The organism is Sorangium sp. So ce381 (assembly GCF_051473845.1).
GTDB classification, from domain to species: domain Bacteria; phylum Myxococcota_A; class Polyangia; order Polyangiales; family Polyangiaceae; genus Sorangium; species Sorangium atrum.
The window spans coordinates 3,465,901-3,489,202 of the sequence record NZ_CP150336.1; the positions used below are offsets into that span (position 1 = coordinate 3,465,901).

General features: G+C 72.2%; 18 protein-coding genes. 12 read left to right on the forward strand and 6 right to left on the reverse strand.

Going from position 1 to position 23,302, the window contains the following annotated elements; translation table 11 throughout:
- Positions 1-165 precede the first annotated feature (165 nt).
- Complete coding sequence (locus tag WMF29_RS13200; RefSeq protein ID WP_272103287.1) at positions 166-651, forward strand: hypothetical protein; 486 nt, start codon at positions 166-168, stop codon at positions 649-651.
- Positions 652-735: 84 nt separating this feature from the next.
- Here the strand turns inward: WMF29_RS13200 and WMF29_RS13205 are convergent, their stop codons facing one another.
- Positions 736-1,749, reverse strand: a complete 1,014-nt coding sequence (locus WMF29_RS13205) for a CPBP family glutamic-type intramembrane protease (RefSeq protein ID WP_437329169.1) — start codon at positions 1,747-1,749, stop codon at positions 736-738.
- Positions 1,750-1,956: 207 nt separating this feature from the next.
- Between WMF29_RS13205 and WMF29_RS13210 the strand changes: the two genes are divergently transcribed.
- The 3 genes from WMF29_RS13210 to WMF29_RS13220 all read left to right on the forward strand — a co-directional run bounded on the left by WMF29_RS13210 (position 1,957) and on the right by WMF29_RS13220 (position 5,225).
- Complete coding sequence (locus WMF29_RS13210) at positions 1,957-2,325, forward strand: hypothetical protein (protein WP_012235084.1); 369 nt, start codon at positions 1,957-1,959, stop codon at positions 2,323-2,325.
- Positions 2,326-2,553: 228 nt separating this feature from the next.
- Positions 2,554-4,497, forward strand: coding sequence for a biosynthetic arginine decarboxylase (gene speA / locus WMF29_RS13215; RefSeq protein WP_272103290.1), 1,944 nt, complete (start codon positions 2,554-2,556; stop codon positions 4,495-4,497).
- Positions 4,494-5,225: a heme exporter protein CcmB gene (locus WMF29_RS13220; protein ID WP_437329170.1), complete on the forward strand. Its 732-nt coding sequence runs from the start codon at positions 4,494-4,496 to the stop codon at positions 5,223-5,225. The genes speA and WMF29_RS13220 overlap by 4 nt, the downstream gene beginning before the upstream one ends.
- 30 nt (positions 5,226-5,255) lie before the next feature.
- On the opposite strand, the gene WMF29_RS13225 is transcribed toward WMF29_RS13220, so the two are convergent.
- Positions 5,256-6,533, reverse strand: a complete 1,278-nt coding sequence (locus WMF29_RS13225) for a (2Fe-2S)-binding protein (protein ID WP_437329171.1) — start codon at positions 6,531-6,533, stop codon at positions 5,256-5,258.
- Positions 6,534-6,810: 277 nt separating this feature from the next.
- Between WMF29_RS13225 and WMF29_RS13230 the strand changes: the two genes are divergently transcribed.
- The 6 genes from WMF29_RS13230 (at position 6,811) to WMF29_RS13255 (ending at position 15,438) form a co-directional block, all read left to right on the forward strand.
- Positions 6,811-7,428 carry a hypothetical protein gene (locus WMF29_RS13230; protein WP_437329172.1) on the forward strand — a complete coding sequence of 206 codons (618 nt, stop codon included), beginning with the start codon at positions 6,811-6,813 and terminating at the stop codon, positions 7,426-7,428.
- The gene (nadD, locus tag WMF29_RS13235) at positions 7,412-8,074 is read left to right on the forward strand and encodes a nicotinate (nicotinamide) nucleotide adenylyltransferase (RefSeq protein WP_437329173.1); all 663 of its coding nucleotides are present in this window, start codon (positions 7,412-7,414) and stop codon (positions 8,072-8,074) included. The genes WMF29_RS13230 and nadD overlap by 17 nt, the downstream gene beginning before the upstream one ends.
- Positions 8,071-8,949 (forward strand): DUF2520 domain-containing protein, encoded by an 879-nt coding sequence (locus WMF29_RS13240; RefSeq protein ID WP_437329174.1) that lies wholly within the window; start codon positions 8,071-8,073, stop codon positions 8,947-8,949. The genes nadD and WMF29_RS13240 overlap by 4 nt, the downstream gene beginning before the upstream one ends.
- Before the next feature lie 270 nt (positions 8,950-9,219).
- A complete protein-coding gene (locus WMF29_RS13245) occupies positions 9,220-12,723 on the forward strand; it encodes a sigma 54-interacting transcriptional regulator (RefSeq protein WP_437329175.1) in 3,504 nt (1,167 codons plus the stop codon).
- Between the two features lie 4 nt (positions 12,724-12,727).
- Positions 12,728-13,102, forward strand: coding sequence for a hypothetical protein (locus WMF29_RS13250; RefSeq protein ID WP_437329176.1), 375 nt, complete (start codon positions 12,728-12,730; stop codon positions 13,100-13,102).
- A gap of 119 nt (positions 13,103-13,221) precedes the next feature.
- Entirely contained in the window at positions 13,222-15,438 is a 2,217-nt protein-coding gene (locus WMF29_RS13255) for an ATP-binding protein (RefSeq protein WP_437329177.1), read from the forward strand.
- An 84-nt stretch (positions 15,439-15,522) separates the two neighbouring features.
- On the opposite strand, the gene WMF29_RS13260 is transcribed toward WMF29_RS13255, so the two are convergent.
- Positions 15,523-16,605, reverse strand: a complete 1,083-nt coding sequence (locus WMF29_RS13260; RefSeq protein ID WP_437329178.1) for an L-erythro-3,5-diaminohexanoate dehydrogenase — start codon at positions 16,603-16,605, stop codon at positions 15,523-15,525.
- A 362-nt stretch (positions 16,606-16,967) separates the two neighbouring features.
- Here WMF29_RS13260 and WMF29_RS13265 point away from each other — a divergent pair, with 362 nt between their 5' ends.
- On the forward strand, positions 16,968-17,897 hold the full coding sequence (locus WMF29_RS13265; protein ID WP_272103306.1) for a DUF4388 domain-containing protein: 930 nt from the start codon (positions 16,968-16,970) through the stop codon (positions 17,895-17,897).
- Between the two features lie 167 nt (positions 17,898-18,064).
- Here the strand turns inward: WMF29_RS13265 and hisD are convergent, their stop codons facing one another.
- Entirely contained in the window at positions 18,065-19,447 is a 1,383-nt protein-coding gene (hisD, locus tag WMF29_RS13270; RefSeq protein WP_437329179.1) for a histidinol dehydrogenase, read from the reverse strand.
- Positions 19,448-19,641: 194 nt separating this feature from the next.
- On the opposite strand from hisD, the gene WMF29_RS13275 reads away from it, so the two are divergent.
- On the forward strand, positions 19,642-20,634 hold the full coding sequence (locus WMF29_RS13275) for a hypothetical protein (protein ID WP_437329180.1): 993 nt from the start codon (positions 19,642-19,644) through the stop codon (positions 20,632-20,634).
- A 14-nt stretch (positions 20,635-20,648) separates the two neighbouring features.
- Here the strand turns inward: WMF29_RS13275 and WMF29_RS13280 are convergent, their stop codons facing one another.
- Positions 20,649-22,577, reverse strand: a complete 1,929-nt coding sequence (locus tag WMF29_RS13280) for a protein kinase domain-containing protein (RefSeq protein ID WP_437329181.1) — start codon at positions 22,575-22,577, stop codon at positions 20,649-20,651.
- A 57-nt stretch (positions 22,578-22,634) separates the two neighbouring features.
- Positions 22,635-23,123 carry an SMI1/KNR4 family protein gene (locus WMF29_RS13285; protein ID WP_272103312.1) on the reverse strand — a complete coding sequence of 163 codons (489 nt, stop codon included), beginning with the start codon at positions 23,121-23,123 and terminating at the stop codon, positions 22,635-22,637.
- Between the last annotated feature and the right edge of the window lie 179 nt (positions 23,124-23,302).

Here is a 23,302-nt window from a genome sequence, read left to right on the forward strand (position 1 = left end):
ATCGTCGTGCCGGTGGAATCGGAGGAAGCCGAATTGGAGAGCAACGCCGCGGGCCCACGCCGTCATTCCGAGGACCCCGTCGTGAGGCCATCCGGCGCGCCGCGCCCCAGTCGTAGAAGCTCGGTCTGGTGAGCACGTCCCGGGCGCTGTAGTAAGGCGGGCGCCATGGAGATCGGCTGGCGGCACGTGCTCGCGGGGGTTGCGGCCCTCTTCATCCTGTTCCTCGTCGTCAAGATGCGCCCTGCCCGGCGGCGCCGGGACGCGCTGAGCGCCGAGGTGCAGGCCGCGCGGGAGCGCGCGCGGCGCGCCGCGACCCCGCGCGAGCGAGCCGAGGCCCTGTGCGACGCTGGCGTACAGGCGATGCACGGCGGCCGCCGCGTCACGGCGGCCGTGGGCTTCTTCGTGCGCGCGATGCGCGCCGACCCGACCTCGGCCCGGGTCATCGAGCTCGCGAGCGGCGCGCTGGCCAAGCGCAAGCCCCGGCTCCTCGAGAAGATCCTCTGGCGGAGGCTCGCGGTGCTCCCCTGGGACGGCGAGCACCGCGACGCGGTGCGCGCGGCCGCCGGCGGGCTGGAGGCGCTCTACCGGCGCGGGATCCGTGACCGCAGCCGGGCGGAGATCATGCGCAAGCTGACCCGGACGCTCGGCTGAGCCCGCGGCGCGGGGGCGCGTCATCGGGCGCGCAGCCGGCCGGCCGCGAAGACGTGCGAAGATGTGCGAAGATGTCAGGAGACGTCACGTCCCCCAGAACGATCGCGGCAGCGCGCCCCGGTTCGACAGCGCGACGAGGTCCATGAGCAGCGCGATCGTCACGTGGACAAGGAAGCCCGAGTAGATGCTCTTCGTGCGCATCGCGAGCGAGCCGAGCGCGATCCCGGCGACCACGGCGCCGGCCGCCTCCAGGTACGGCTTGCCGAAGTGGATCATGCAGTAGGGGACGATCATCGCGAAGATCGCGCCGGAGCCCAGCGTGTGCCGCAGGCCGGCGAGCCAGAAGCCGCGGAAGAAGATCTCCAGCGCGAAGAACTGGGCGAAATACATCGTCTCCCACGCGATGAGGTCGAACCAGGAGCGGGAGGACTGCTTGTAGAACGGGTAATAGGTCCCGAAGTCGGGCGCGCTCGCGACGACGAACACCGCCGGGACCACGACGGCGAGGCAGAGCAGGTAGATCCACGCGTGCTTCGCGAGCCCCCGGACGCGCAGCCCCATGTCGAGCAGGCTGTCCTTCGGGAAGCAGGCCTTCCACGCGACCATCGGGATGGCGACGTAGCCGAAGACGCGGGTGAACGACCACCAGACGTAGCCGTAGAGCTCGTCGTAGCGGCGGAGCGAGACGGGCAGCAGCGTCCCGGCCGGCGAGAGCGTCTGAGCGAGCTCGATCTCCCGCAGCCACGGCCGGATGTGCTCGTCGTAGACGGCGCGGCCGCCGTAGTACTGCTGCAGCATGAGCACGACCGCGGTGATGGTGAACAGGACGGCGGGGCGGCGGTCGTAGCCGCCGGCGGCCAGGGTGCGCCGCTGGTGCTCGTGGGCCTCGACGTCGAGCTCCCGCCAGGTGCGCCGGAAGAAGAGCCAGAGGACGGGCGCGAGCGCGATGTACGCGATGACCGGGAACAGGGCCTTGAGGACGGTGCTCCCCAGGGCCGACGAGGGCCCGGCGAGGCGGGAGCTGACGTCCGAGAGCGGTGGCTGCAGCGGCCGGAGCCGGTCGACGTGCGCCACGAGCCAGCTCCCCAGGTTGAGCATCGGCGCGCCGTGTACCACGATCCGCGGCCCAGCACAGCGGCGATACACGGGCGACACGGGGTCTCGACCGCCGCCGGCGCCGCCCCTCCGCAGCGCGGCCTTGCGGCGCCCCGCCCGGCTCTGCTAGATCGCGCCCCTCTTCAAAGCCGCGCGAGTCATCTCGCGCATGTCCGGCGCAGGCCTCGCCTGCCCGTGGGAGTCTCAGCAATGGCCAGCAAAAATCCGCTTGCGATCGTGAAGGAGCGCTTCGGCGACAAGGCGAAGCTCGTCGAGGCCGTGAAAGGGTTCGCGACCGAGGACCTCTGGCTCGGGCGCGTCAGCTCCGATCGGGGCGGCACGAAGGGTCTCGACCACGTCTCGAACGCCAAGCTCCTCCGTCTGCACGCGACGTTCAGCGTTGTAAAGGAGAAGTTCGGGACCCGGGCGAAGCTCATCGACGAGACGTTGACCGTCCTGAACCGGTCGAAGGACCAGGGGTACAGGAAGCGCCTCGAGGCGTACCCCGTCCCGCGCCTCTACGATCTCTACCAGTCGGCCTCGAAGCGGGCGAAGGCGGCCTCGAAGGCCCAGGCCTGAGCGCGCGCTGCTCGGAGCCCCCTCCCGCCGGTCGTGACCGGGCTGCCTGCCCTTGAAGGTCAGGCGTTCCTATCGTAATGAGCCGCGTCGCCAGCGCGCGGCGTCCAGCCGTCCTGCGTCGGACCGACGATCTGACGTCCCCCTGATGAGCCAGAAGCCCCCTCCTGGGGGCCCTCCCAGAGAAGGTGTGGGCGCCGCCGGCCGCGGCCCCCTCCAAGGAGAACGACTGTGAGCAGCGCGCACGAGACCGAGACCGACGTCTGGACGACCGAAGACGCCAAGTCGCTCTACATGATCGACCGCTGGGGTCGCGGCTACTTCGATGTGAGCCCGGACGGCAACCTCACGGTCGCGCCGCTCCAGGAGCGCGGCAGCAAGATCGCGATCCGCGACGTCGTCGACGCGGCGCTCGAGCAAGGGCTCCGCACGCCGCTGCTCATCCGCTTTCAGGATCTCCTCCATCACCGGGTGCGGGCGCTCAACGAGGCCTTCAACAGGGCGATCGCCGAGAGCAAGTTCCGCGGGACCTACCGCGGCGTGTTCCCGATCAAGGTGAACCAGCTCCGGGAGGTCGTGGAGGAGATCCTCGACGCGGGAAAGACCTATCACTACGGCGTCGAGGTCGGCTCCAAGCCCGAGGTCTTCGCCGGCCTGTCGGTCCATAGCGACCCGGAGTCGCTGATCGTCTGCAACGGCTACAAGGACGAGAACTTCATCCGGACGGCGCTGATCGGGCGCAAGCTCGGCAAGAAGGTGATCCTCATTGCGGAGAAGCTCTCCGAGGTGCGGATGATCACCCGCGTCGCCAAGGAGATGAACGTCGAGCCGATGATCGGGCTCCGGGTGCGGCTGCTCACCGAGGGGGCGGGCAAGTGGAAGACCTCCGGCGGAGAGAACGCGAAGTTCGGGCTCTCCACCGCCGAGATCCTCGCGGCGATCAGGATCATGGACGAGGCGGGCATGAGCTCCTCGTTCAAGCTCCTCCACTTCCATATCGGCTCGCAGGTGCCGGACATCCTGATCATCAAGCGCGCCGTGCGCGAGGCGACGCGCTACTACGCGAAGCTCCGCAAGATGGGGCAGCGCATCGAGTACATCGACGTCGGCGGCGGGCTCGCCATCGACTACGACGGCTCGCGCTCGACCTTCCACTCCTCGATGAACTACTCGGTCGAGGAGTACGCGCGCGACATCGTGCACAACATCGCGGACATCTGCGACGAGGAGCGGGTGCCTCACCCCAACATCGTCTCCGAGTCCGGGCGAGCGATCGTCGCGCACCACTCGGTGCTTGTCGTCCAGGCGTTCGGCTCGATCGAGAAGACGCCGATGTCGCCGATCGACATCCAGACCGAGGAGCACAAGCTCATCCAGAACCTCCTTTACATCAAGGACAACATCTCCGGTCCGAACCTCGGTGAGTCGTGGCACGACCTCCTCCAGATCAAGGAGGAGGCGCAGAAGATGTTCGAGCTCGGCCTCCTCAACCTCGACGTGAAGGCCCGGGTCGAGATCCTCTTCTGGGAGATCGCCGAGAGCATGCAGAAGATCGCGTCGTCGCTCGAGCCGGAGGAGGTGCCGGACGATCTCGGCGAGCTCCGCAAGCAGCTCGCCGACCAGTACATCTGCAACTTCTCGGTGTTCCAGTCGCTGCTCGATCACTGGGCGCTCGGCGCGCTCTTCCCGATCGTGCCGATCCACCGGCTGAACGAGCGCCCCTCGTCGGACAGCACGCTCGTCGACATCACTTGCGACTCCGACGGCAAGGTGAGCAAGTTCATCGATCTCAACGACGTGAAGGACACGCTCCCGCTGCACCCGATCTCGGGCGACCAGCCGTACTACGTCGGCATCTTCCTGACCGGCGCGTACCAGGACATCATGGGCGACATCCACAACCTCTTCGGCCGGGTCAACGAGGTGCACGTCTTCCTCGATGAGGACGAGGAGAGCGGGTACTACATCGAGGAGACGATCGCCGGGAACAAGATCCACGAGGTGCTGGCGCTGACCCAGTACGACAACCGCGATCTCGTGGGGAAGGTGAAGGCCCAGGTGGACGGCGCGATCAAGCAGGACCTCCTCAAGCCGACGGAGGGGATGCGCCTCCTCGCCGACTACGAGCGTGGGCTCAAGGATCAGACGTACCTGAGCCTCACCTCCGCGCCGTGACGTCGGAGAGCACGGCGCCCGCGGTCCGCGCGTCGCTCCCCCGGCGCCGGCCCGGGTGGGCGCGCCAGGCGGCGCTCGTCGCGCGGAAGGACCTCGCGATCGAGCTCGCCACGGGCGAGATCGTCACCACGAGCGGGTTCTTCGCGGTGCTCGTCGCCGTGATCGCGTCGCTCGCGTTCTACGCGGGCCAGGACGCGGCCGAGCGGGTCGCGCCGGGGGTCATCTGGGTGAGCGTGGCGTTCGCGTCGGTGCTCGCGCTGAGCCGCACGTGGCAGCGGGAGCGCGAGGACGGCGCGCTCTCGGGCCTGCTCGTGCTGCCCATCGCGAGGAGCGCGCTCTTCGCCGGCAAGGCGCTCGGGCTCTGCGCGTTCATCATCGCGGTCGAGGTGATCATCATCCCGGTCGCGGCGCTCCTCTTCGCTGTGGATCTCGCGGAGACGGGCGCGGGGCTCGCGCTCTTCTGCCTCGCGGCGACGCCGGGCATCGCCGCGAGCGGCACCCTCTTCGGGGCCATGACCGTGCGCACCCGCGCCCGCGACCTCGTGCTCGCCAGCGTGCTCTTCCCGCTGCTCGCGCCCACCCTGCTCGCCGCGGTCGCGGGGACGCGGGAGCTCTTCGGCGGCGCGGCGATCGGCGAGCTCACCGACTACGTGGCGCTCATGGGCGTGTTCGACGTCGTGTTCCTCGCGGGCGGGATCGGCCTCTTCGATCTGATCATCGAGGGCTGAGCCGCGGCGCGGTCGCTGACGCCCTCGGGCTCACGCGGGTGTCAGCGACCGCGCCGCGAGCACGTCGTCGGCGAGGATCGTCGCCGCCCGCTCGATGCCGGCGAGATCGAGCGAGGCGCCTGTGCACTCGCCGATCGCCCACAGGCCGTCGTCGGCCCTGCCGCGCGCGTCGACCTGCACCGCGTACCCCGCGCGCGGGTCGATCTCGACGCGCGCGCCCGCCTGCGCGGCGACCTCGAACGCGGGCGCTGCCGGCGCGTCCACCGCGACGGCCACGACCCGGACGTCGCTCGTCGGGCTGTCGGGGGCGAACGGCGCGTCGCGCACCGTCACGCTCTTCACCTGCGAGATCCCGTTCACCGCGGCGAGCGCGGCGAGCGGGATCCGGACCGCGACGCGGTCGCCGAGGGCGCTCGCGAGCTCGTCGGCCCAGGGGCCCTCGCCCGCGAGCGCGACGGGGCCGGTCGGCTCGACGCCGCACGCGAGGAGCCGGCAGAACGCGCGCGCCGAGAAGACCCCTGGCAGATCGTTGTTCGGGAACGCCGCGACGCCGTCGTGCGCCCCGGTGGCGAAGACCTTGGCGGGCGCCCTGATCACGGTCGCGCCCGCGTCGCCGGCGACCAGGAGCTCGCCGAGGTAGACGCCGGCGGCCACGTGACGGCGGAGCTCGCGGACGCCGTCGAGCGGGTATCGCGCGAGGAGCTCCGCGGCGCGGCGCGGCGCGCCGGCGAGCGACCCGCCGGGGGCGAGGCCGTCGTCGACCAGCGCCACACGGAGGCCGCGCGCCGAGAGCGTCGACGCAGCCGCCACGCCGGCGGGCCCGGCGCCGATCACGGCCGCGTCCACGTCGAGCCGCGCGGCGCGCTCGGGTGAGAGCGCCGCGCTCGGCAGCTGCCCGAGCCCCGCCAGCTTGCGCGCGATCGACTGCATGACCCCGGACAGGCCGGGGACGCCGGCCATCAGGTGGTGGTGATCGATCCCCTGCGGGAAGAACCAGTCGGTCACCTGGAGCAGGTCGGCCTGCCGCGAGCCCACGACGTTCTGCACCTCGATGCGCTCTCCACCGGCCGCCGGCCGCAGGCACGTCATCACGTTGGGTACGCCGTCGACCCGCGCGAGGCAGCCGTCGCAGCCTCCACGCAGGCAGGTCGGCGCCCTGGGGCGGTGCAGCTTCGGGCTCCGCGCGAGCGTCACGCGCCCCGAGGCGATCAGCGCCACGGCCAGGGGCTCGCCCAGCTCCGCCGGGACGGCCGCCCCGTCGAGGGTGATGGTGACCGGATGCTGGAGCGCGCGACCTCGCCGAAACATGGGCGGACGCTAGCAGACGCGCGCCGGCAGAGGAGGGCGCCGGGGCAAGCACGAGGAGAGAGCGAGCAGGAGGAGAGAGCCGGAGAGAGGTCGGAGCAGGGAAAGACAGACGATCGCCGGCGGCAGGCGCCCGAAGCGCGAGGCGCGCAATCACGCAGGGCGCGGGAAGCGCGGGAGGCGCGGGAAGCATGGGAGGCAGCGGAGGCGCGGGAGCGCGCAGAGCGGGCGGAGTGGAGAAGGTGTCCTCACCTTCGCGCGGTGATCTATGCTGTGTCCGATGCGCCTCGGCGTCCTCGGCCCTGCTCAGGGTGATCTGCCCGCGCTCGCTCGCGGCGCGCAGCACCTGCTCGACGAAGGCCACGCCGAGCGGGTCATCTACGTCGCCGAGGACGACGCGCTCGACCGGGTCGTCGTGGGCTGGGCGCAGCGCCTGGTCGGCGCGGACCCCACCGAGGGCGGGCTGTTCGATCGGGCTGCGCGGTGCGCGGCCGCGACCCCGGACAAGATCGACGCCTTCGTGGCGTCCGAGCGCGCTCGGCTGCGACTCCGGGTGCTGATGAGCCTGCCGTCGGGCCGGCGCACCATCGAGATCCTGGACGGGCGCGTCGCGCTGTTCGTGTTCGACAAGGCGGCGCTCGACGAGGAGGACATCGTGGCGGCGTCTCTCCTCGTCTTCGGCAAGAGCACGGAGCCGCTCATCAAGAGGGTCGGCTCGCGGACGTTCTTCTCTCCCGGGCCGATCGGCTCCGACGGCGGCACGGCGCTCCTCGACGATGGGCAGGGCGGCGTGCGGATCGAGGTGATGAACGCGAGCGGCGCGGTGACGGCGCGCGAGATCGTGGGCCCGCCCGCGGCCGGCCCCAGGCTGAGGGTTCAAGGTGGCTCGCACGGTTGAGGCGCCCGCCCGCGCCCAGGCCGCGCCCGCGCCCGAGGCGCGCCGCGTCGCCATCTTCGGGGGCAGCTTCAACCCGCCCCACGTCGCGCACGTCCTCGCGGCCACCTACGCGCTCTCCATCGCGCCGATCGACGAGGTGCTCGTCGTCCCTGTCTATCGCCACCCCTTCTCGAAGGAGCTCGTGCCGTTCGAGCATCGCCTGGCCATGTGCCACCTCGCGCTCGGGTGGCTCCCGCGCGTGTCGGTGTCGCCCGTGGAGCGCGATCTCGGCGGCGAGAGCCTCACGCTGCGCACGCTGGAGCACCTCGCCGCGGCGCACCCGGACTGGGCGATGCGCCTGCTCGTGGGCGCCGACGTGCTCCCCGATCTACCGAGGTGGCACCGCTTCGACCGCATCGAGCAGCTCGCCCCGCCGATCGTCCTCGGCCGCTCCGGCGTCGTCGCGCCCGCCGCGGAGCGCCTCGATGCGGGGCCGGCCGATGCCCGTCCTCACCTGCGCCCCGCGGACGTGGAGCTCCCTCGGATCTCGAGCAGCGACATCCGCCGGGCGCTCGCGGCTGGCGATCTCGAGGCCGTCCACCAGCGCGTGCCGCGCGCCGTGCTGGAGTACGTGCTCGCGCACCGGCTATACGGGAGTGGCCCATGACCGAGATGGACAGCACGCGCCCGTCGCCGGTGCACCCGGAGGACAACACCATCCTCGAGGTGTTCATCTATGGGGGCGGCAAGGTGGGCCGCGGGCTCGCGCGCGCGATCCGCGACGCGGGGCTGCGGGTGACCCTCCGGCCCGCGCGGGATGGCCTGCCATCGGAGCGCATCGAAGCCAACTTCGTGATCCTCGCCGTGCGCGATCGGGACATCGCGCCCTGCGCCGAGGCGCTGCGCGATCGCCGGCTCGTCGGCCACAAGGACGTCGCGGTCGTGCATTGCGCCGGCGCGCTCGGCCCGGAGGCGCTCGCGGCGGTGCGAGGCGACCGCGTCTGGGTCGCGCAGATGCACCCGATGATCTCGTTCGCATCGCCCTCGTTCGCGCCGTTCCTCGAGCGTGGTCAGCTCCACATCGACGGCGATCCCGGCGCCGTGCGCGCGGCGCGCTCGCTCGGGGTGTGCCTCGGCATGACGCCGCGCACGTTCTCCGGTCTCGACCGCGTCGCCTACCACGCGGCGGCGGGCCTGGTCGCCAACGGCGCTGCCGCGCTCGCCGCCGCCGGCGTCGACCTGCTCGAGCGCGCGGGCATCGATCGAAGGACGGCCGCCGAGATGCTCGGCCCGCTGCTCCGCACGGTCGCGGACAACGTCGAGGTCCTCGGCGTGCCCGAAGCCCTGACGGGGCCGGTGCGCCGCGGGGACGCGGCCGGCGTCGCGCGGCACCTCGAAACGCTCCGCCGGCTCGCGCCGCACCTCGTGCCGTTCTACGTGGCCGCCGCGGCGACGCAGCTCCCGCTGGCCCGCGTCCTGGGCGAAGCACCTGCGGATGCGTTCGACGCCATCCAGCAGGTCCTGGACGGAATACAGCAATAAGAGTGTAATTTTCTTATGATGAGGTAATGGCCTCATTATAGATAACGGCGGGATCCGTTGATGCGAGGTCCGGCGGAGAGGTACGCTTTTGTTGCCTTGGGATCCGTTGCCGCAGCCTGCGTTCCTTCCGTCATCACGAGCGACTCCGGGGGGTTCCGGGCGCTCGATGAGCGCGTCCGTGATGCCGCGTCGCGTGGGGTGCTCCACGTCCATGGACAGCGGCCGGTCCTGGACGCGGTTTGTTCCCACCTCGCGCGCCGCGCTCGAGGTGTGGGACGATCGCTGATCTCGGCCGCGCACGCCGCGGATCGGGATCCCTGGCGCGATCTCGCGCTTCGCTGCGCCGTCACCTCTGCCGATCCGGCCGCGGCCGCGCAGGGCATCAGCGCCGCCGCGCAAGGCGCGATCCTGCTGGTCGCCGAGCGAGAGGCCACCAGCTGGGGGAGCCTCGTGCTGGACGAGGTCACGCGCCTCATCGCGGAGGGGTCGTGCTCCGCGCTGGTCATCGTGTGCAGCGACGCCGCGATGCGGCCCTGGACGAGCGCGCTCACGATCGACGGCGTCGCGTCGCCGGACGATCTGCACCGCTTCTGGGAGGCGTTCGCGGCGGACGCGGAGCGTCGGGTCGTCGCGAAGATCGAGCGGCTCGACGCGCTGGAGGGCTGGTGCTCCGCGGTGCTGGCTGCGCCGCCCGAGCAGCGCGCCGCGCGGCAGCCGCCGAGCCGCGAGGCCGCGCGCCTGCTGGATCGGCTCGCGCTGAGCCAGCGGCCCTGGCCGTCCGCGCAGCTCCGCCAGCTCGCGGCGCGGCGCGCGCAGCCCGGGCCGGGGGACGCGGCGTGCCAGGGGGTCGCCCAGGAGCTCGCCGCCCTCGGCCTGATCGAGGTCGACGATCGTGGGTGGGTCGCCGCGCCGCGCGCGGTCGTCGATCCGGCCGACGTCGATCCCGAGGATGTGCTCGCGATCGCGGAGGCGCTCGAGGAGCAATCGTCCGATCCGTGGAGCCTCTCGCGCGCGAGCGAGCTCCTCGCCTCGCTGGGCCAGGACGAGCGGGCCGAGGCCGCGGCGATGCTCGCGATCTCCTCGGTCGGCGAGCCGTCGGCGCGCGCCGACTTCTGGCAGCGCTGGGCCCGGACGACGCGGACGCTCTCCGGCGAGAGCGCCGCGTCGGGCGAGCGGCTGCTCCGCGCGGCGCAGCTCGCGCTCCGGCTCGGCGACATCGAGTTCGCCATCGACTTCTCGTCCGCGGCCCAGCGCGAGCGGGAGACGTTCGCCGCGCTGCTCGTCCGGGGCCGCGCGACGAGCGCGCGCGGCGACCTGACGACCGCCGCGATGGTGCTCTCGCGGGCGCTGTCGCTCGCCGCCACGCCCGACGAGCGGGCGCGCGGCGCCGTGGAGATGGCGGAGCTCTGCTGCAAGACGGGCGACCTCGCGGCGGCCAAGGCGCGCGCGGAGGAAGGGCTCGCCGGCGCGGGGGAGATCGGGACGCGCCTCCAGGCGCGCAACATCCTCGGCAAGCTGCTCCTCGCGCAGCAGGCCTGGGCCGAGGCGGAGCTGCACTTCGCGGCCGACGCGTGGGAGGCGGCGTGCGCGGGCGAGCACGTGAGCGAGCTGCGCGCCCGGCTGAACCGCGCCATCTCGCTGCTCTCCAGCGGCCGGCTCGACGAGGCGCGCACGATGCTCGCCAGCGTGCTCGAGGAAGGCGAGCGGCGGGGCGAGCGCGCGGCGACCGGCTATGCGCTCACGAACCTCGCGGTCATCGCCCACCTGAAGCACGAGTACCCGGAGGCCTTGCGCCTCTTCGAGCGCGCGATCGAGATCTTCCGGAGGATCGGCGACAAGGTCGCGCTCGTGAACCTCATCACGAACCTCGCGGAGATCCGGCTGCAGCTCGGGATGATCGAGGAGGCCGAGCAGGCGCTCGCGTTCGCGCGGAAGGCCTGCGGCCACGTCATCCCTGGCGTTCGCGTCACGCACGTCGCCTACGTCGCGGCGCAGATCCACTTCGAGTGCCGGCGCACGGTGGACGCCTGGTCCGAGCTCACGGCCGCCTTCGCCTGCGGCGCCGGCTCGAAGCTCGGCGAGTGCTACGCGACCGCCGCGCGCATCGCGCTGCACGACGGCGACCTCCTGCAGGCCGGTCAGATGATCCAGCGGGCGCGCGCCGAGGCGACCTCCGACCGGCACCGCGCCGAGGTCGCGCTCCTCGAGGCGATGTGCTCCCGCGCCGCCGGCGCGCCGTTCGGGCAGATCGCCGCGGAGGCGCTCGCGCTGTCACGCCGGGCCCACAGCCACGAGTGCGCCCTGGAGGCGCACGTGCTGCTTCACCACGCCTCGTCCGCCGGGGACCGTGTGTCGCGCGCCCTCGAGGACGAGCCCACGGCGGCGCGCTCGCACCTCGAGGCGGCGATCGTCCTCCGCGATCGCATCGCCGGGTCGCTCCCGCCCGAGATCGCCCGCAAGTTCCTCTCGCGCCGGAGCTTCGCCGAGCTCGCCCGGCTGGAGGCGTGCGCGCGCAGCGCCGCCGAGGCGGAGCCGAGGGGCTGCGAGCTCTGCGGCTCCAGCGCGTGCGCCGGGTGCGCCAGGGGAGCGGCCCGCGCGCCGAGGCCGGCGAGCGTGGTCCCCGCGATCAAGCGGATGGTCGGGACGACGCCCGCGCTGCTCAGCCTCATCCACCAGATCGAGAAGGTCGGGGCGAGCGACGCGACCGTGTTGATCCATGGCGAGAGCGGCACCGGGAAGGAGCTCGTCGCCGAGGCCATCCACGAGGTGAGCGCGCGGCGCGCGGGCCCGCTGATCAAGGTCAACTGCGCCGCCCTCGTCGAGACGCTGCTGCTGTCGGAGCTGTTCGGCCACGAGAAGGGGTCGTTCACCGGCGCGGCGTCGCGCCGTCGCGGGCGCTTCGAGCTCGCCGAGGGGGGAACGCTCTTCCTCGACGAGATCGGGGACATCTCGCCGCGCACTCAGGTCGCGCTGCTCCGCGTCCTGCAGGACAAGACCTTCGAGCGGGTCGGGGGTGTCACGCCGCTGCGCGCCAACGTGCGGATCCTCTGCGCGACCCACCGCGACCTGCGTGCGATGGTCGCCCGGGGCGAGTTCCGGGAAGATCTCTATTACCGGCTCCGGCAGGTCGTCCTGGAGGTCCCCGCGCTGCGCCATCGGCCGCGGGATCTGCCCGCGATCGCGGCGGCGATCCTGGAGAGGATCGGCGGCGAGCGTGGCGTGGCGCCGAAGCGCCTCTCCAGCCGCGCCGTCGAGGCGCTCTCGCGGCACTCCTGGCCGGGGAACGTGCGCGAGCTCGAGAACGCCCTGCGCGCCGCGGCGATCTTCGCGGACGGCCAGGTGATCGATCTCGAGGATTTCACGACGAACGTCGAAGGGCTGCGGGAGCTCGAACCCGCGGAGCTGGCGAGCGCTCCGATGACACCGAGGGCTGGCATGCACCCTGCTTTCGACTCGTCGAGAGACTCATCGAAAGAGTCGTCCAGAGAGCCGACCAGCGCGCCGCGCTCGTCGGCGCCAGAGCAGGCGACGTCGGTGTCACATTCCCCGTCGACGCCTGCGGATCGCACGCCGCTGGAGCTCGCGTACGCTCAGGTCCGCGGAGGGGTCAGCCTCAGCGACATGAAGCGCGAGATCGAGCGCGAGTGCATTGCTAGGGCGCTCGACGAAAGTCGTGGGAACATCACGCGCGCCGCCGTGCTCCTGGGCATGAAGCGCCCACGGCTTTCCCAGCTTGTGAAGCAGTATGGCTTTGGCGGGACTTCGGAGGATTGAAGTGATGCGAGGTTGCTGGACGAGTTGGCTGTCGGGGGGCTTCGCGGCGCCTCTGCTGCTGGCGGGCTGCGCGATCACGTCCGCAGACCACGAGGAGCAGAGCGTGGAAGCGTGGGGCGATCTCGACCCGATGATCTCCGAAGAGGCGTCCGGATCGAGCGATGGCGCGGAGGGTGATGTCGTCGTACCCGTCACCGATTTCGTCACGCCTGCGTCGCTCCCGCCGCGCGACGTCGCGCCGCCGTCGAGCGACGACGGCGCGCCCACGTCGATCGAGGTCCGGTCGCGGGGGCGCTGCAACCCGGACCCGCTCCCGTGGAACCCCAGCAGCGCGGACAGACGCGACAGCGCTCCCTCCGAGAGCGACGGGACGCGCTGAGCCGCGCGCCCGGGCGGCCTGAGCGCGCCCGCGCCTCGGCGCGCGTCTTGCGGTCGCCGCGCGCCGCTCCCCGGCGCGTTTTGCGGTCGCCGCGCGGCTCGCCGCGGTAGCCTTCGCGCGTGGCGCCGCTCGGGATCGATCTCCGCACACGGACGACCCTTGTCTGCGGGGCCCTCGCCCTCGCCATCGCGGCGTCGACGCTGCTGCGGGGCCGCGTCCGCCGCGTCCACCTCTTCTTCGCCGCGTTCGCCGCCGACGTCGGGCTCTGGTACCTCTCGCAGTCGCTCTTCGGCTTCTTCCAGGCCTCGATCTGGGAGCGCTTCACGGCGATCCTCGCCGTGCTGCTCCCGCAGTTCGCGCTGCAGCTCTTCGAGGCGATGATCCCCCATGACGCGGATCGGCGCTCGCGGCTGCTCCGGTTCGCGGGGGTGCTCGTCATCCCGCTGTTCATCCTCGTGCTGGTGAGCCGGGAGCCGGGCTCGTGGCTCGACTGGCTCACGCGCGGCTGCATTTTCCTCTACGTCTTCGCGCTGCTCACCGCGGGGCTGTACACGCTCGGCCAGCGCGGCAAGCAGAGCTCCTCGCGCGCGACGCAGCGGCGCGTGCGGTTCCTCGTGGTGATCGGCGCGCTCGCCGGGCTCGCCAGCGTCGCCGACTTCGCCTGGTTCCTCGGCGCGGAGCCGCCGCCCGTCGGCGCGGCGCTCTCGATCGTGTTCCTGTTCGTCCTCGCCCAGGCGCTGCGTCACGAGCGCCTGCTCGACGCCTACGAGATGCTCGCGCGCCTGCTCGTCGCCACGGCGGTCGCGTTCCTGATCGCGCTGATCTTCTATCTCCTGCTCACGTTCATCGGCGGCTTCAACACGATGTACCTGAACGCGGTGCTCGCCGCGATCGTCATCCTGGTGCTGTTCGACCCGCTGCGGGAGCGCGTCGAGGAGCAGCTCCAGCGCCTCTTCCTGCGGGAGCGGTTCGATCTCGATCGCTCGCTCGCGGAGGCCCGGCGGCGCCTCGTGCACACGCTCGAGGTGGACGAGATGGGCTCGATCGTGATGAGCGCGCTCGAGCAGTCGCGCCGGGTCACGGCGGCGGCGCTCTACCTGCGCGATCAGGACGGGACGGGCTTCGACCGGCTCACCTCGCTCGGGCCGCGGGTCCCCGAGCGGATCGAGGTGGCGACCGCGAGGGCGCTGCTCGATCGCCTCGACCGGGGGCCGCTCGCGATGGAGGAGCTGGAGCGCGAGGCCCGCGAGCGGCGGGCGCGCCGCAGCCAGAGCGACGCGGACGACGACGGCAACTTCGCGCGGCGGACGGAGGTGCGGCCCCAGGTCCCCGAGGACGCGGTGCTCGCGGCGGCCGAGGTGCTCGGCAGCCTCTGCTCGGGCGTGGTCCTGTGCGCGCGCGACGAGCAGGGCGAGCCCATCGGGCTCCTGGTCGTGGCGGACACGCGCGTGCGCGACGCGTTCTCGCCCGAGGAGCTGACCCTGCTCGAGACGCTCGCCGCGCAGATCGGCGTCGTCCTGGAGAACTCGCGGCTCTACGCGCAGATGAAGGAGCGAGACCGGCTCGCGCTCCTCGGCCAGATGGCGGCCGGGCTCGCGCACGAGATCAGGAACCCGCTCGGCGCGATCAAGGGGGCGGCGCAGCTGCTCGCCGATCCCGTGCCGGAGGCGCAGATCGACGCGGCGTCGCGCGAGTTCCTCGGGATCATCCTCGAGGAGGTCGACCGGCTCGATCGCGTCGTGGGCTCGGTGCTCGATCTCGCGCGGCCGGCGCAAGGCTCGGTCGTCCCGACCGACGTGAACGCGATCGTGCGCCGCACCCTGCAGGTGCTCTCGATCGAGCGCAGGAACGACCAGCTCGAGGTCGAGGTCACGCTGGATCCCGGTCTCCCCCGCGTCGCCATCGATCCAGAGCAGCTGCGGCAGGTGCTGATGAACCTGTTCCGCAACGCCGTCCAGGCCATGAAGGGCCGGGGCAAGGTGGTGATCTCGACGCGCGTCCGCTTCGGCCGCGGCACGCGGCCCGGCTCGGGCTCGGACGAGCCGTTCGTCGAGCTCAACGTCACCGACAACGGCCCCGGGATCTCCCAGAAGGTGCTCGCGAACATCTTCCTGCCGTTCTTCACGACGAAGGACAAGGGGACCGGGCTCGGCCTGTCCATCAGCCAGCGCATCGCGCAGAGCGCCGGCGGCCGCATCGAGGTCCGGTCGTACGAGGGGAAGGGGAGCACCTTCGCCGTGATCCTCCCCGCCGCCGTCGACAAGCTGGGCGCAGCGCAGCCGTCGCCCGCGGCGTTGGCGCCTGCCGAGCCGGCCCCTCAGGAGCGGCCCGGCTGAGTCCGGTGCGCCCGTGGAGCGCCCGTGGAGCGCCCGCGGCGTCCGGGCGCATGCGCGCTGCGCGCGTTGCGTCGAGCGGCGTGCTCAGCCGTAGCGCGAGGTCATGAGCCGCTCCAGCGCGGGGTGCTCGCGCACGAGCGCGAGCGTGTGCTCGGCGTGTCCGTGGGCGTAGCCGTTGCCGATGTAGAGATCCACGTCCTTGCCGATCCCCTCGGCCCCCAGGGCGGCGGCGGTGAAGCTCGTGCTCATCGCGAAGAAGTACGTCTTGCCGCGATCGCGCGTGGCGACGATCGCGCTGAGCTCCACGCCCGGGACGTTCACGCACGAGAGCGTGAGGTCGGCGCCCGCGTCGCCGGTGAACGGCAGCACGGCGTCGCGCACGGCGAGGGTGTCGCGCGCGTCGAGGACCGCGACGTGGTCGCAGATCGCGAGCGAGCGCAGGTCGGCGGCGAGCTCCGGCGACGCCTCGATCCCGATGACGCGCCCGGCGCGGCCGACGCAGCGCCGCGCCTCGGCCGCGCACAGGAGGCCCGATTTCCCGCCCGCGCCGAGCACCACCACGCTGTCGCGCGGGCCGGCGAGGCGCGCCACCTGAGGCGCCGCGCCGGCGACGTCGAGCAGCGCGAGGGCGAGCCGCTCGGGCATGTCGGTCGGCATCCGGGCGAGCGGCGCCGACCCGAAGAGGATCGCGGTGCCCTCGACATCGATCTGCGCGGACGCGGGCCGCACGGCGATGATCCGGCGGAGCGAGAGCGGCGTGAGCGACAGCGACGCGAGCGTCGCGATGCGATCGCCGACGGCGACGCCGCGGTGCTCGGCGAGCGAGCCGACCCGGCGCGCGACGCCGAGCAGCATGCCGCCCGAGCCGGTGACCGGGTTGTGCTGCTTGCCCCGGCGCGCCACCGTCTCGAGGACGAGCCGCGCCACGCCGTCCGGGCTGCCGCCGGACGCCTCCTCCATCTGGCGGAAGCTCGCGGCGTCGATGTTCAGCGTCTGCACATCGACGACGATCTCGGTCTCGAAGTGGCGCGAGGCGTCGGCGTCCAGCCGCTCTGCCGGCTGCGGCATCGCCCCCGGTGGATCGAGCACGCGGTGCGTGCCCAGCGGATCGCCTGCGGGGAGGGTGGGTCGCGTCGCTGCGGAGCTCACGCCGAGGCCGTTCAACATGCCGGGCTCGAAAGCAAGGGCAATGAGCCGAGCGGCCGCAGGATTCCTCGCTGAGGCGGCCCGGCGCTCCGCCCAGGGCCCGGAGGCCCCGGAAACCGTCGGTGCCGACCGTTTCGACGGAGCCAATCGCCCTCTTTCCCTCAAATTGGATACACTCGCGTGCGCCGAGTGCGTTGGCCCCTACCCCCGCGGTGCGCCTCTGTGGCGACCGAGGGAGGGGGGCCGGCGCGTTGCGTCAGGATCGGACGAGCCGACTCATTTGAAAGAACGGACCGGATCTCTTGACCACCTTTGCTCGGTGAAACTAAGCTTTGCCCCCTGCTGGCGCTCTCGTAAGCGCACGAAGGTTTTTACTCCCTGCGATGGATAACCACGCTCCCAAGGTGTCGGCAACGCGGCAACTAGCGTTGCGCTTCATCTCCGGGAAGTACCAAGGCGGCGAATTCCCCCTCGGGGAGCAGCAGGAGATCGTCGTAGGTCGCTCCAGCGACCTCGACATGGTCCTCGTCGAGGACATGGTCTCCCGGCGCCATGCCCGGATTGCCTGCACCGAACAGTCGATTGTGATCGAGGATCTCGGCTCGACGAACGGAACGTTCGTCAACGGCGAGAAGATCAAGAAGACGACCCTGAAGGAGGGCGATCGTGTGCTCATCGGCACCAGCATCCTCAAGGTCGTCTCCACCGACCCAGGCGCGCCGCCGGCGCGGAAACGGATGGACGAGCCATCGCTGAGGAGCGGTCAGACCCGGTCGATGTCCGGGTCGATCGACGAGATCCCGCTCCCGGATCTGCTGCAGCTCTTCGGCACGTCGAAGAAGAGCGGCGTCCTCGTGGTCCGCTCCGACGACGACGTCGGCAAGATCTACCTGCGCAAGGGCATCGTGACCTTTGCGACGATCAACGATCTGACCGACGTCCCGCCGCTGAAGAGCGTCTACCGGATCCTCACGTGGGCCGGCGGGACGTTCGACCTCGAGGCGGCCGAGGAGCGGGTCATGACCGGCGAGATCAGCGCGACGGTGCAGGAGCTCCTCATGGAGGGGCTCCGGCAGATCGACGAGCTGAACAACATCCGCCACCAGCTCCCGGACCTGTCGGCGCGCCTGGTCATCCCCCAGCCGCTCAAGCCGCAGCTCCGCGATCTCTCGCCCGTCGATCTCGACGTCCTCCAGGTCGTCTACAACCACGGGCACCTCGCGATGGTCCTCAACAAGAGCCCCGCGACGGATCTGGAGACCGCGCAGTCCGTGTTGAAGATGATCAACGCGGGCTACCTCCGCGCCGAGTGAGCCGGGCGGGAGCGCACGGTGTCGCGAGGCCGCGCGACGCGGCCCATCGCGGCGGTGCGCGCAGCTCTCGGCTGAGCCGAAATCGATAGGTCGGGGGAGAGCGATCGGCAGCGCGTCCTCGCGCGCCGCGCTCCCGAAGGCGCGGCGCGCGGGGCGGCAGCGTGGTGTCAGGACTGCGACGTGCCGCGCTTCGCGGGGTCGATCGCCTTGCTCGCGAGGCGGAGCGACACGGCGCGGGCGTGCGCCTGCAGGCCCTCGGCCAGGGCCAGCTTCTCGATGATCGGGCCTTGCGTCCGGAGCGCCGCGCCCGAGTACCGGATGAGGCTCGCGCGCGTCACGAAGTCGTAGACCCCGAGCGGCGCGCCGAAGCGGGCCGAGCCGCCGGTCGGGAGGACGTGGGACGGCCCCGCGAGGTAGTCGCCCGCGGCGACCGGGGTGAGGTCGCCGAGCAGCGCGGCGCCGAGCGTGCCGATCTCCGAGAACAACCCCTCGGCGTCGGCGACGTGGAAGGCCACGTGCTCGACCGCGAGCTGATCGGCGATCTCGGCGAGGCGAGCGCGCGAGCCGACGACCAGCGCCGCCGCGTGCGTCGAGAGCGACGCCTCCACGATCGCGCGCCGCGTGAGCTCGGGGAGCGCCGCGTCGAGCTCGCGCGCGACCGCCTCCGCCAGCTTCGCCGAGGTCGTCGCGAGCAGGGCGTAGGACGCCTCGTCGTGCTCGGCCTGCGAGAGGAGATCGGCGGCGACGAGCCGGGGATCCGCGGATTCGTCGGCGAGCGCGAGGATCTCGCTCGGCCCGGTGATGCCGTCGATCGACACATCCCCGAAGACCAGCTTCTTCGCGCAGGCGACGTACGCGTTGCCGGGCCCCACGATCTTGTCGACCGGCGCGAGCTCCGGGAGCCCGTAGGCCAAGGCCGCGATCGCCTGCGCGCCCCCCGAGTCGAGCAGGGTCGTCACGCCGGAGAGGTGCGCCGCGGCGAGCGTGGCGTCGTCGGCCGACGGGCTCGCGAGGACGATCTCCCGCACGCCGGCGATGCGCGCGGGGATGGCCGACATGAGCACGCTGGAGGGGTAGCGGGCCTTGCCGCCCGGCGCGTAGACGCCGACCCGGCGCAGGGGGCGCACGCGCATGCCCAGCAGCACGCCCTCCTCCTCGTAGCTGAAGCCGGCCTGCAGCGCGGGCCCGTTCGCCGTCACGTCCGCGGGGCCGAGATCGCCCGCGTCGCGCTGCCGCTCATGGTAACGCGCGATCCTCGCCGCCGCGGTCTCGAGCGCGGCGCGGACCTCCGGCGAGAGCCTCGCGAGCGCCTCGGCCCCGCCGAAGCCGCCCTCCGCCTCCGGGCCTGCGTGGCGGACGAGCGCCTTCGACGTCCTCCGCTCGAACTTCTCGATGTAGCCGAGCACGGCGGACGTGCCCCCGCGCCGCACGTTGTCGATGATCTCGGTCACGGCCGGCGTGACGTTCGCGAGGTCGCCCGTGCCGCGGGTGCGCAGGGCTGACAGGGTGGACTCGAACTGAGGCGAACCTTCGATGTAGATGGGCAGCATGGCTTGATATGGACCGGCGCGGTGGAATCTCCGCGTGGACGGCGACACCCCGTACCACACCACCCCGGCCGCCGGTACGTCGGCCGCGCGGTCGACAGCGCCACGCGCGCTGCGGCCGAAGCAGCGCATCGCGGCGGCTGCAGCGCGTCGCTCCCCGAGTTCCCCGGCCTGAGCGGATCGAGTAGGGTCGCCCGATGCGGTCCGGCTCGTTTGGTCTCGCCTCCGCCGCGCTCTCGGTCGTGCTCCTCGCGCTGGCGCCTGCCGTGCTCGTCGGTTGCCCGGAGAACTCCTGCTTCCTCAAGATCTGCCAGGGCAGCAGCTGCCGCTGCTCGATCTCGTCGTGCAGCGACGGCGCCGGCTTCGACACGAAGCAGAACCGCTGCCGATGCCTGAAGGGCTACCTCTCGGTCGCGGGCCAGTGCCTCACGCCCCAGGCGGCGAACGCCTACTGCGGCGTGGGCCGCCACTACGAGGCCGGCGGCTGCGCTCCCGATCGCTGCCGGCCCGGGGACGAGATCGACCAGAGCACGGGCTACTGCGTGTCGCGCGAGCAGGTGGCGACCAACATCGGCGTCGCGGTCGGCGCCGGGCAGAAGCTCGGGTGCCCGCCCGGCCAGGAGCTCGTCGTCGACGGTCCGACCGCCGCGTGCGTGCCGCTCTCGCAGACCTGCGCGCGCGACGAGGTCTGGACCGGCCAGGCTTGCGCGAAGGTAGGGCGCTGCCCAACGGGCGCGATGTGGGATCCCGCGCTCGCCCAGTGCGTCCAGTACGCGCAGGGCTCGGGTGAGAGCGGGCTCACGGTCAACGTCGGGCAGTGGGCGGCGGCGAACTACGGGCCCGACGGCGGCATGGGTACGAGCGGCTTCTGCGGCGCTTTCGCGAAGAAGCCGTACAGCTTCGGGATCGTCGAGGGGGCCTCGGCCTACGTCCGCGCCACGGTGATGATGTCCTTCCCGGAGGGCGAGATCGCCCGCGGCGTCGTGCAGGCGGTGACGGTGTTCGACGCGAGCGGGAACCCGGTGCCGCCGCGCGGCGCCGCGGAGGTCGATGCGGCGGCGCGCAGCATCTTCGGCACGCTCGTGCTGGGCGGCGGGCGCGCGAGCGCGCCGACGTCGTCGACGACCGTCCGCTGCGCGGTCATCCACGCCGGAAAGCCGCAGCCGGTGCCCGCCGTCGGTGGCCTCTAGCGAGGGGCGCCGCGCTACGGCCGCGACAGCGTGCTCACGACGCGCGTGGCGGGGAGGGCGCTGAGGCCGACGCAGCTGACGACCTTGCCGCGCTCCACCACGAAGTTGCTCGTGGAGGGCTCGATCTTCGCGAACTCGACGCTCAGCCGGGCCCCGTCGAAGCTCGCGCGCAGGGGGCGGCCCTCCACCGCGCTGCGGACGTCCTGGCAGGTGCCCCGGGAACGGGCCGGATCGAAACTGCGCGACTCGGGGGCGATGAAGCGGAGCCGGTCCTCGACGGCGAACACCGCTGTCTCTCCGGGGATCTCGCGCAGCGAGAAGCGGGCCTCGCCCTCGGCATAGTCCTGCGGCGCGAACTGCTCCGGGCGGCGGACCCGGAACTCGAGCGACTCGCCGGCAAGGACGGCCTCGAGCTCGCGCCCGTTGCCGACCCACAGCCCGGTCAGGCTGGCGAGCGGCGACGGCTGCGGCTGCTCCGCGCTCGCCGCCGGGGTGGTGCTGCTCGCGCTGGCCGCCGGGCGCTGCTCCCTCGACGAGACGGCCCGCCGGCGACCGTCGCGCGGCCTGTCGAGCACGCCCAGCCCGAGCAGCGCGGCGGCCCCGCCGAACATTACGAGCGCCCCGGCGCCGATCGCGAGCCACGAGCCGCGCGCGCGCGGCGACCCCGAAGGCCCGCTCGCCAGCGCAGCGCCCGACGGCGACCGCAGCCCGTCGCGGACCTCGTCCACCGTCGTGGCCGCGGGCGGCGGCGGGCGGCTCGACGCGCCGAGCGGCGCAGCGGTCGCGGCCGGCGCAGGGTGGGCGATCGCGTCGAGCGCGGCGAGCAGCTCCTCGCAGCTGGCAAAGCGATCCGCCCGCTCCTTGGCGCACGCCTTCTGGAGGAAGGCGTCGAGCGCCGGAGGAACGTCGTGGCGCACGGCGCTGACCAGGGGGAGCGGCACCTCCGCATGCTGCCGCATGATCTCGATGTCGCTCTCGGCGTCGAACGGCACCTGCCCCACCAGCATCTCGTAGAGCACGACGCCCAGCGCGTAGATGTCCACCCGCTTGTCGAGCTCGCGGCGCCCGAGGACCTGCTCCGGCGACATGTAATAGAGCGAGCCGATGATCCCCTTGGTCAGCCCGCGCCCCGCGAGCGCGTCCGCCTCGGCCTTGGCGATGCCGAAGTCGGTGACCTTCGCGACACCGTCCTTGCCGCGGATGAGCACGTTCGCCGGCTTGAGGTCGCGGTGGATCACCCCCTCGCGGTGCGCGGCCGCGATGCCGGAGGCGATCTGCCGGAAGATCGAGAGCGCCTCGGGCAGGGGCATCCGCCGGCGCTCCTCGGCGTACCTGGCGAGCGTCTGCTCGAGGCTCTCGCCGTCGATGTACTGCATGACGAGCCAGAGGTCGTCTCGCTCCGCCACCACCGCCTTCAGGTGGACGACGTTCGGGTGATCGATCTGCGCAAGCGCGCGGCCCTCGGCGAGCGTCCGCGCGCGCACGTCCGGCCGGTGCCCGAGCTCCTGGCGCACCGCCTTCAGCACCACGTGCAGGCCGGTGTGGACGTCCCGAGCGAGGTAGACGACGCCCATGCCGCCCTCGCCGAGCACCCGCTCGACCACGTACTTCTGGTCGACGAGCGTCCCCGCCGGCAGGTGGCCGCCCGGCCCGCGCCGCGGCAGCGAGCCCGCCACCGGCGCCGGGACGACATGCGGCGCGCGGACGTCCGCCGCCGGCCCGTTCGCGCCGCCGGCCGCGAGGCTGGCCCTGTGCGCCGGATCCTCGGGCAGCAGCGCGCCCAGCAGCGGCTGCCCAGGGACGGTCGTCCGCGGGCCGGGCGCCGGAGGCGCCGAGGGCGCCGCGCCGACGCCCGCCTCCTTCGCGGCCAGCGACGCGCCACACGCGACACAGAACCGGGCGGAGCCCGGGTTCTCCGCGTTGCATACGAGGCACCTGGCCATGGCGCGATCAGCTCGATCCGCGGCGCGCCCGGCGAGCAGCGCGCCGTGGACGCTACGTCAGGTCCAGTGGCCCGCGCGGAGCGCCGCGGAGTCGATGGTCTTGATCTTGGGCGCGAGCGCCTCGCGGAAGATGGCCTCGTCGTCGTCGTCGAGGCCGCTCTCTCCGAAGCCGGACGCGACCTCCATCGAGGTAGCGAGGATGCGCAGGAACTGCTGGAAGCTCGACGCACAGAGCTCCGGCTTGAGCGACTCGGTCCCCGTCATACAGGTGAACACGGGGCAGTCCCCCTCGGCGTCGAGCTTCGAGATGTCGAGGAAATAGGGATCTCCCAGCAGGGCGCTGCGAGCGATGAGGATCCAGCTCTTGCGCCAGCCCGGAAGGGAGCTGTCGCCGCCGTTCGCTTGCTGCTCGGCCGCGAGCTTCTCGGAGGGGATGAGGCGTACACGCTCGACCGGAGTCACCGTCTCGACGTCGAGCGGGTCGGCCTCCTGCAGGAAAGCGCGGTACCTCGCGGGCACCCGCAGCGTCTTGCGCAGCTCTTCCACCGCCGCTGGAGCCGCCTTTCCGAACCTCGCAGGGATGCCTCTTCGGACAAAGGCATCCTTGAGCGCCGTAACCGACTCGGCAAGGTCGCTATCCACCGAACATCCCTTCCTTTGCAAGTCCACCGGGACAGCCCGCTGGGCGGGCGCCCTCATCGCTTCGAAACCACTCCGCTCCCGGG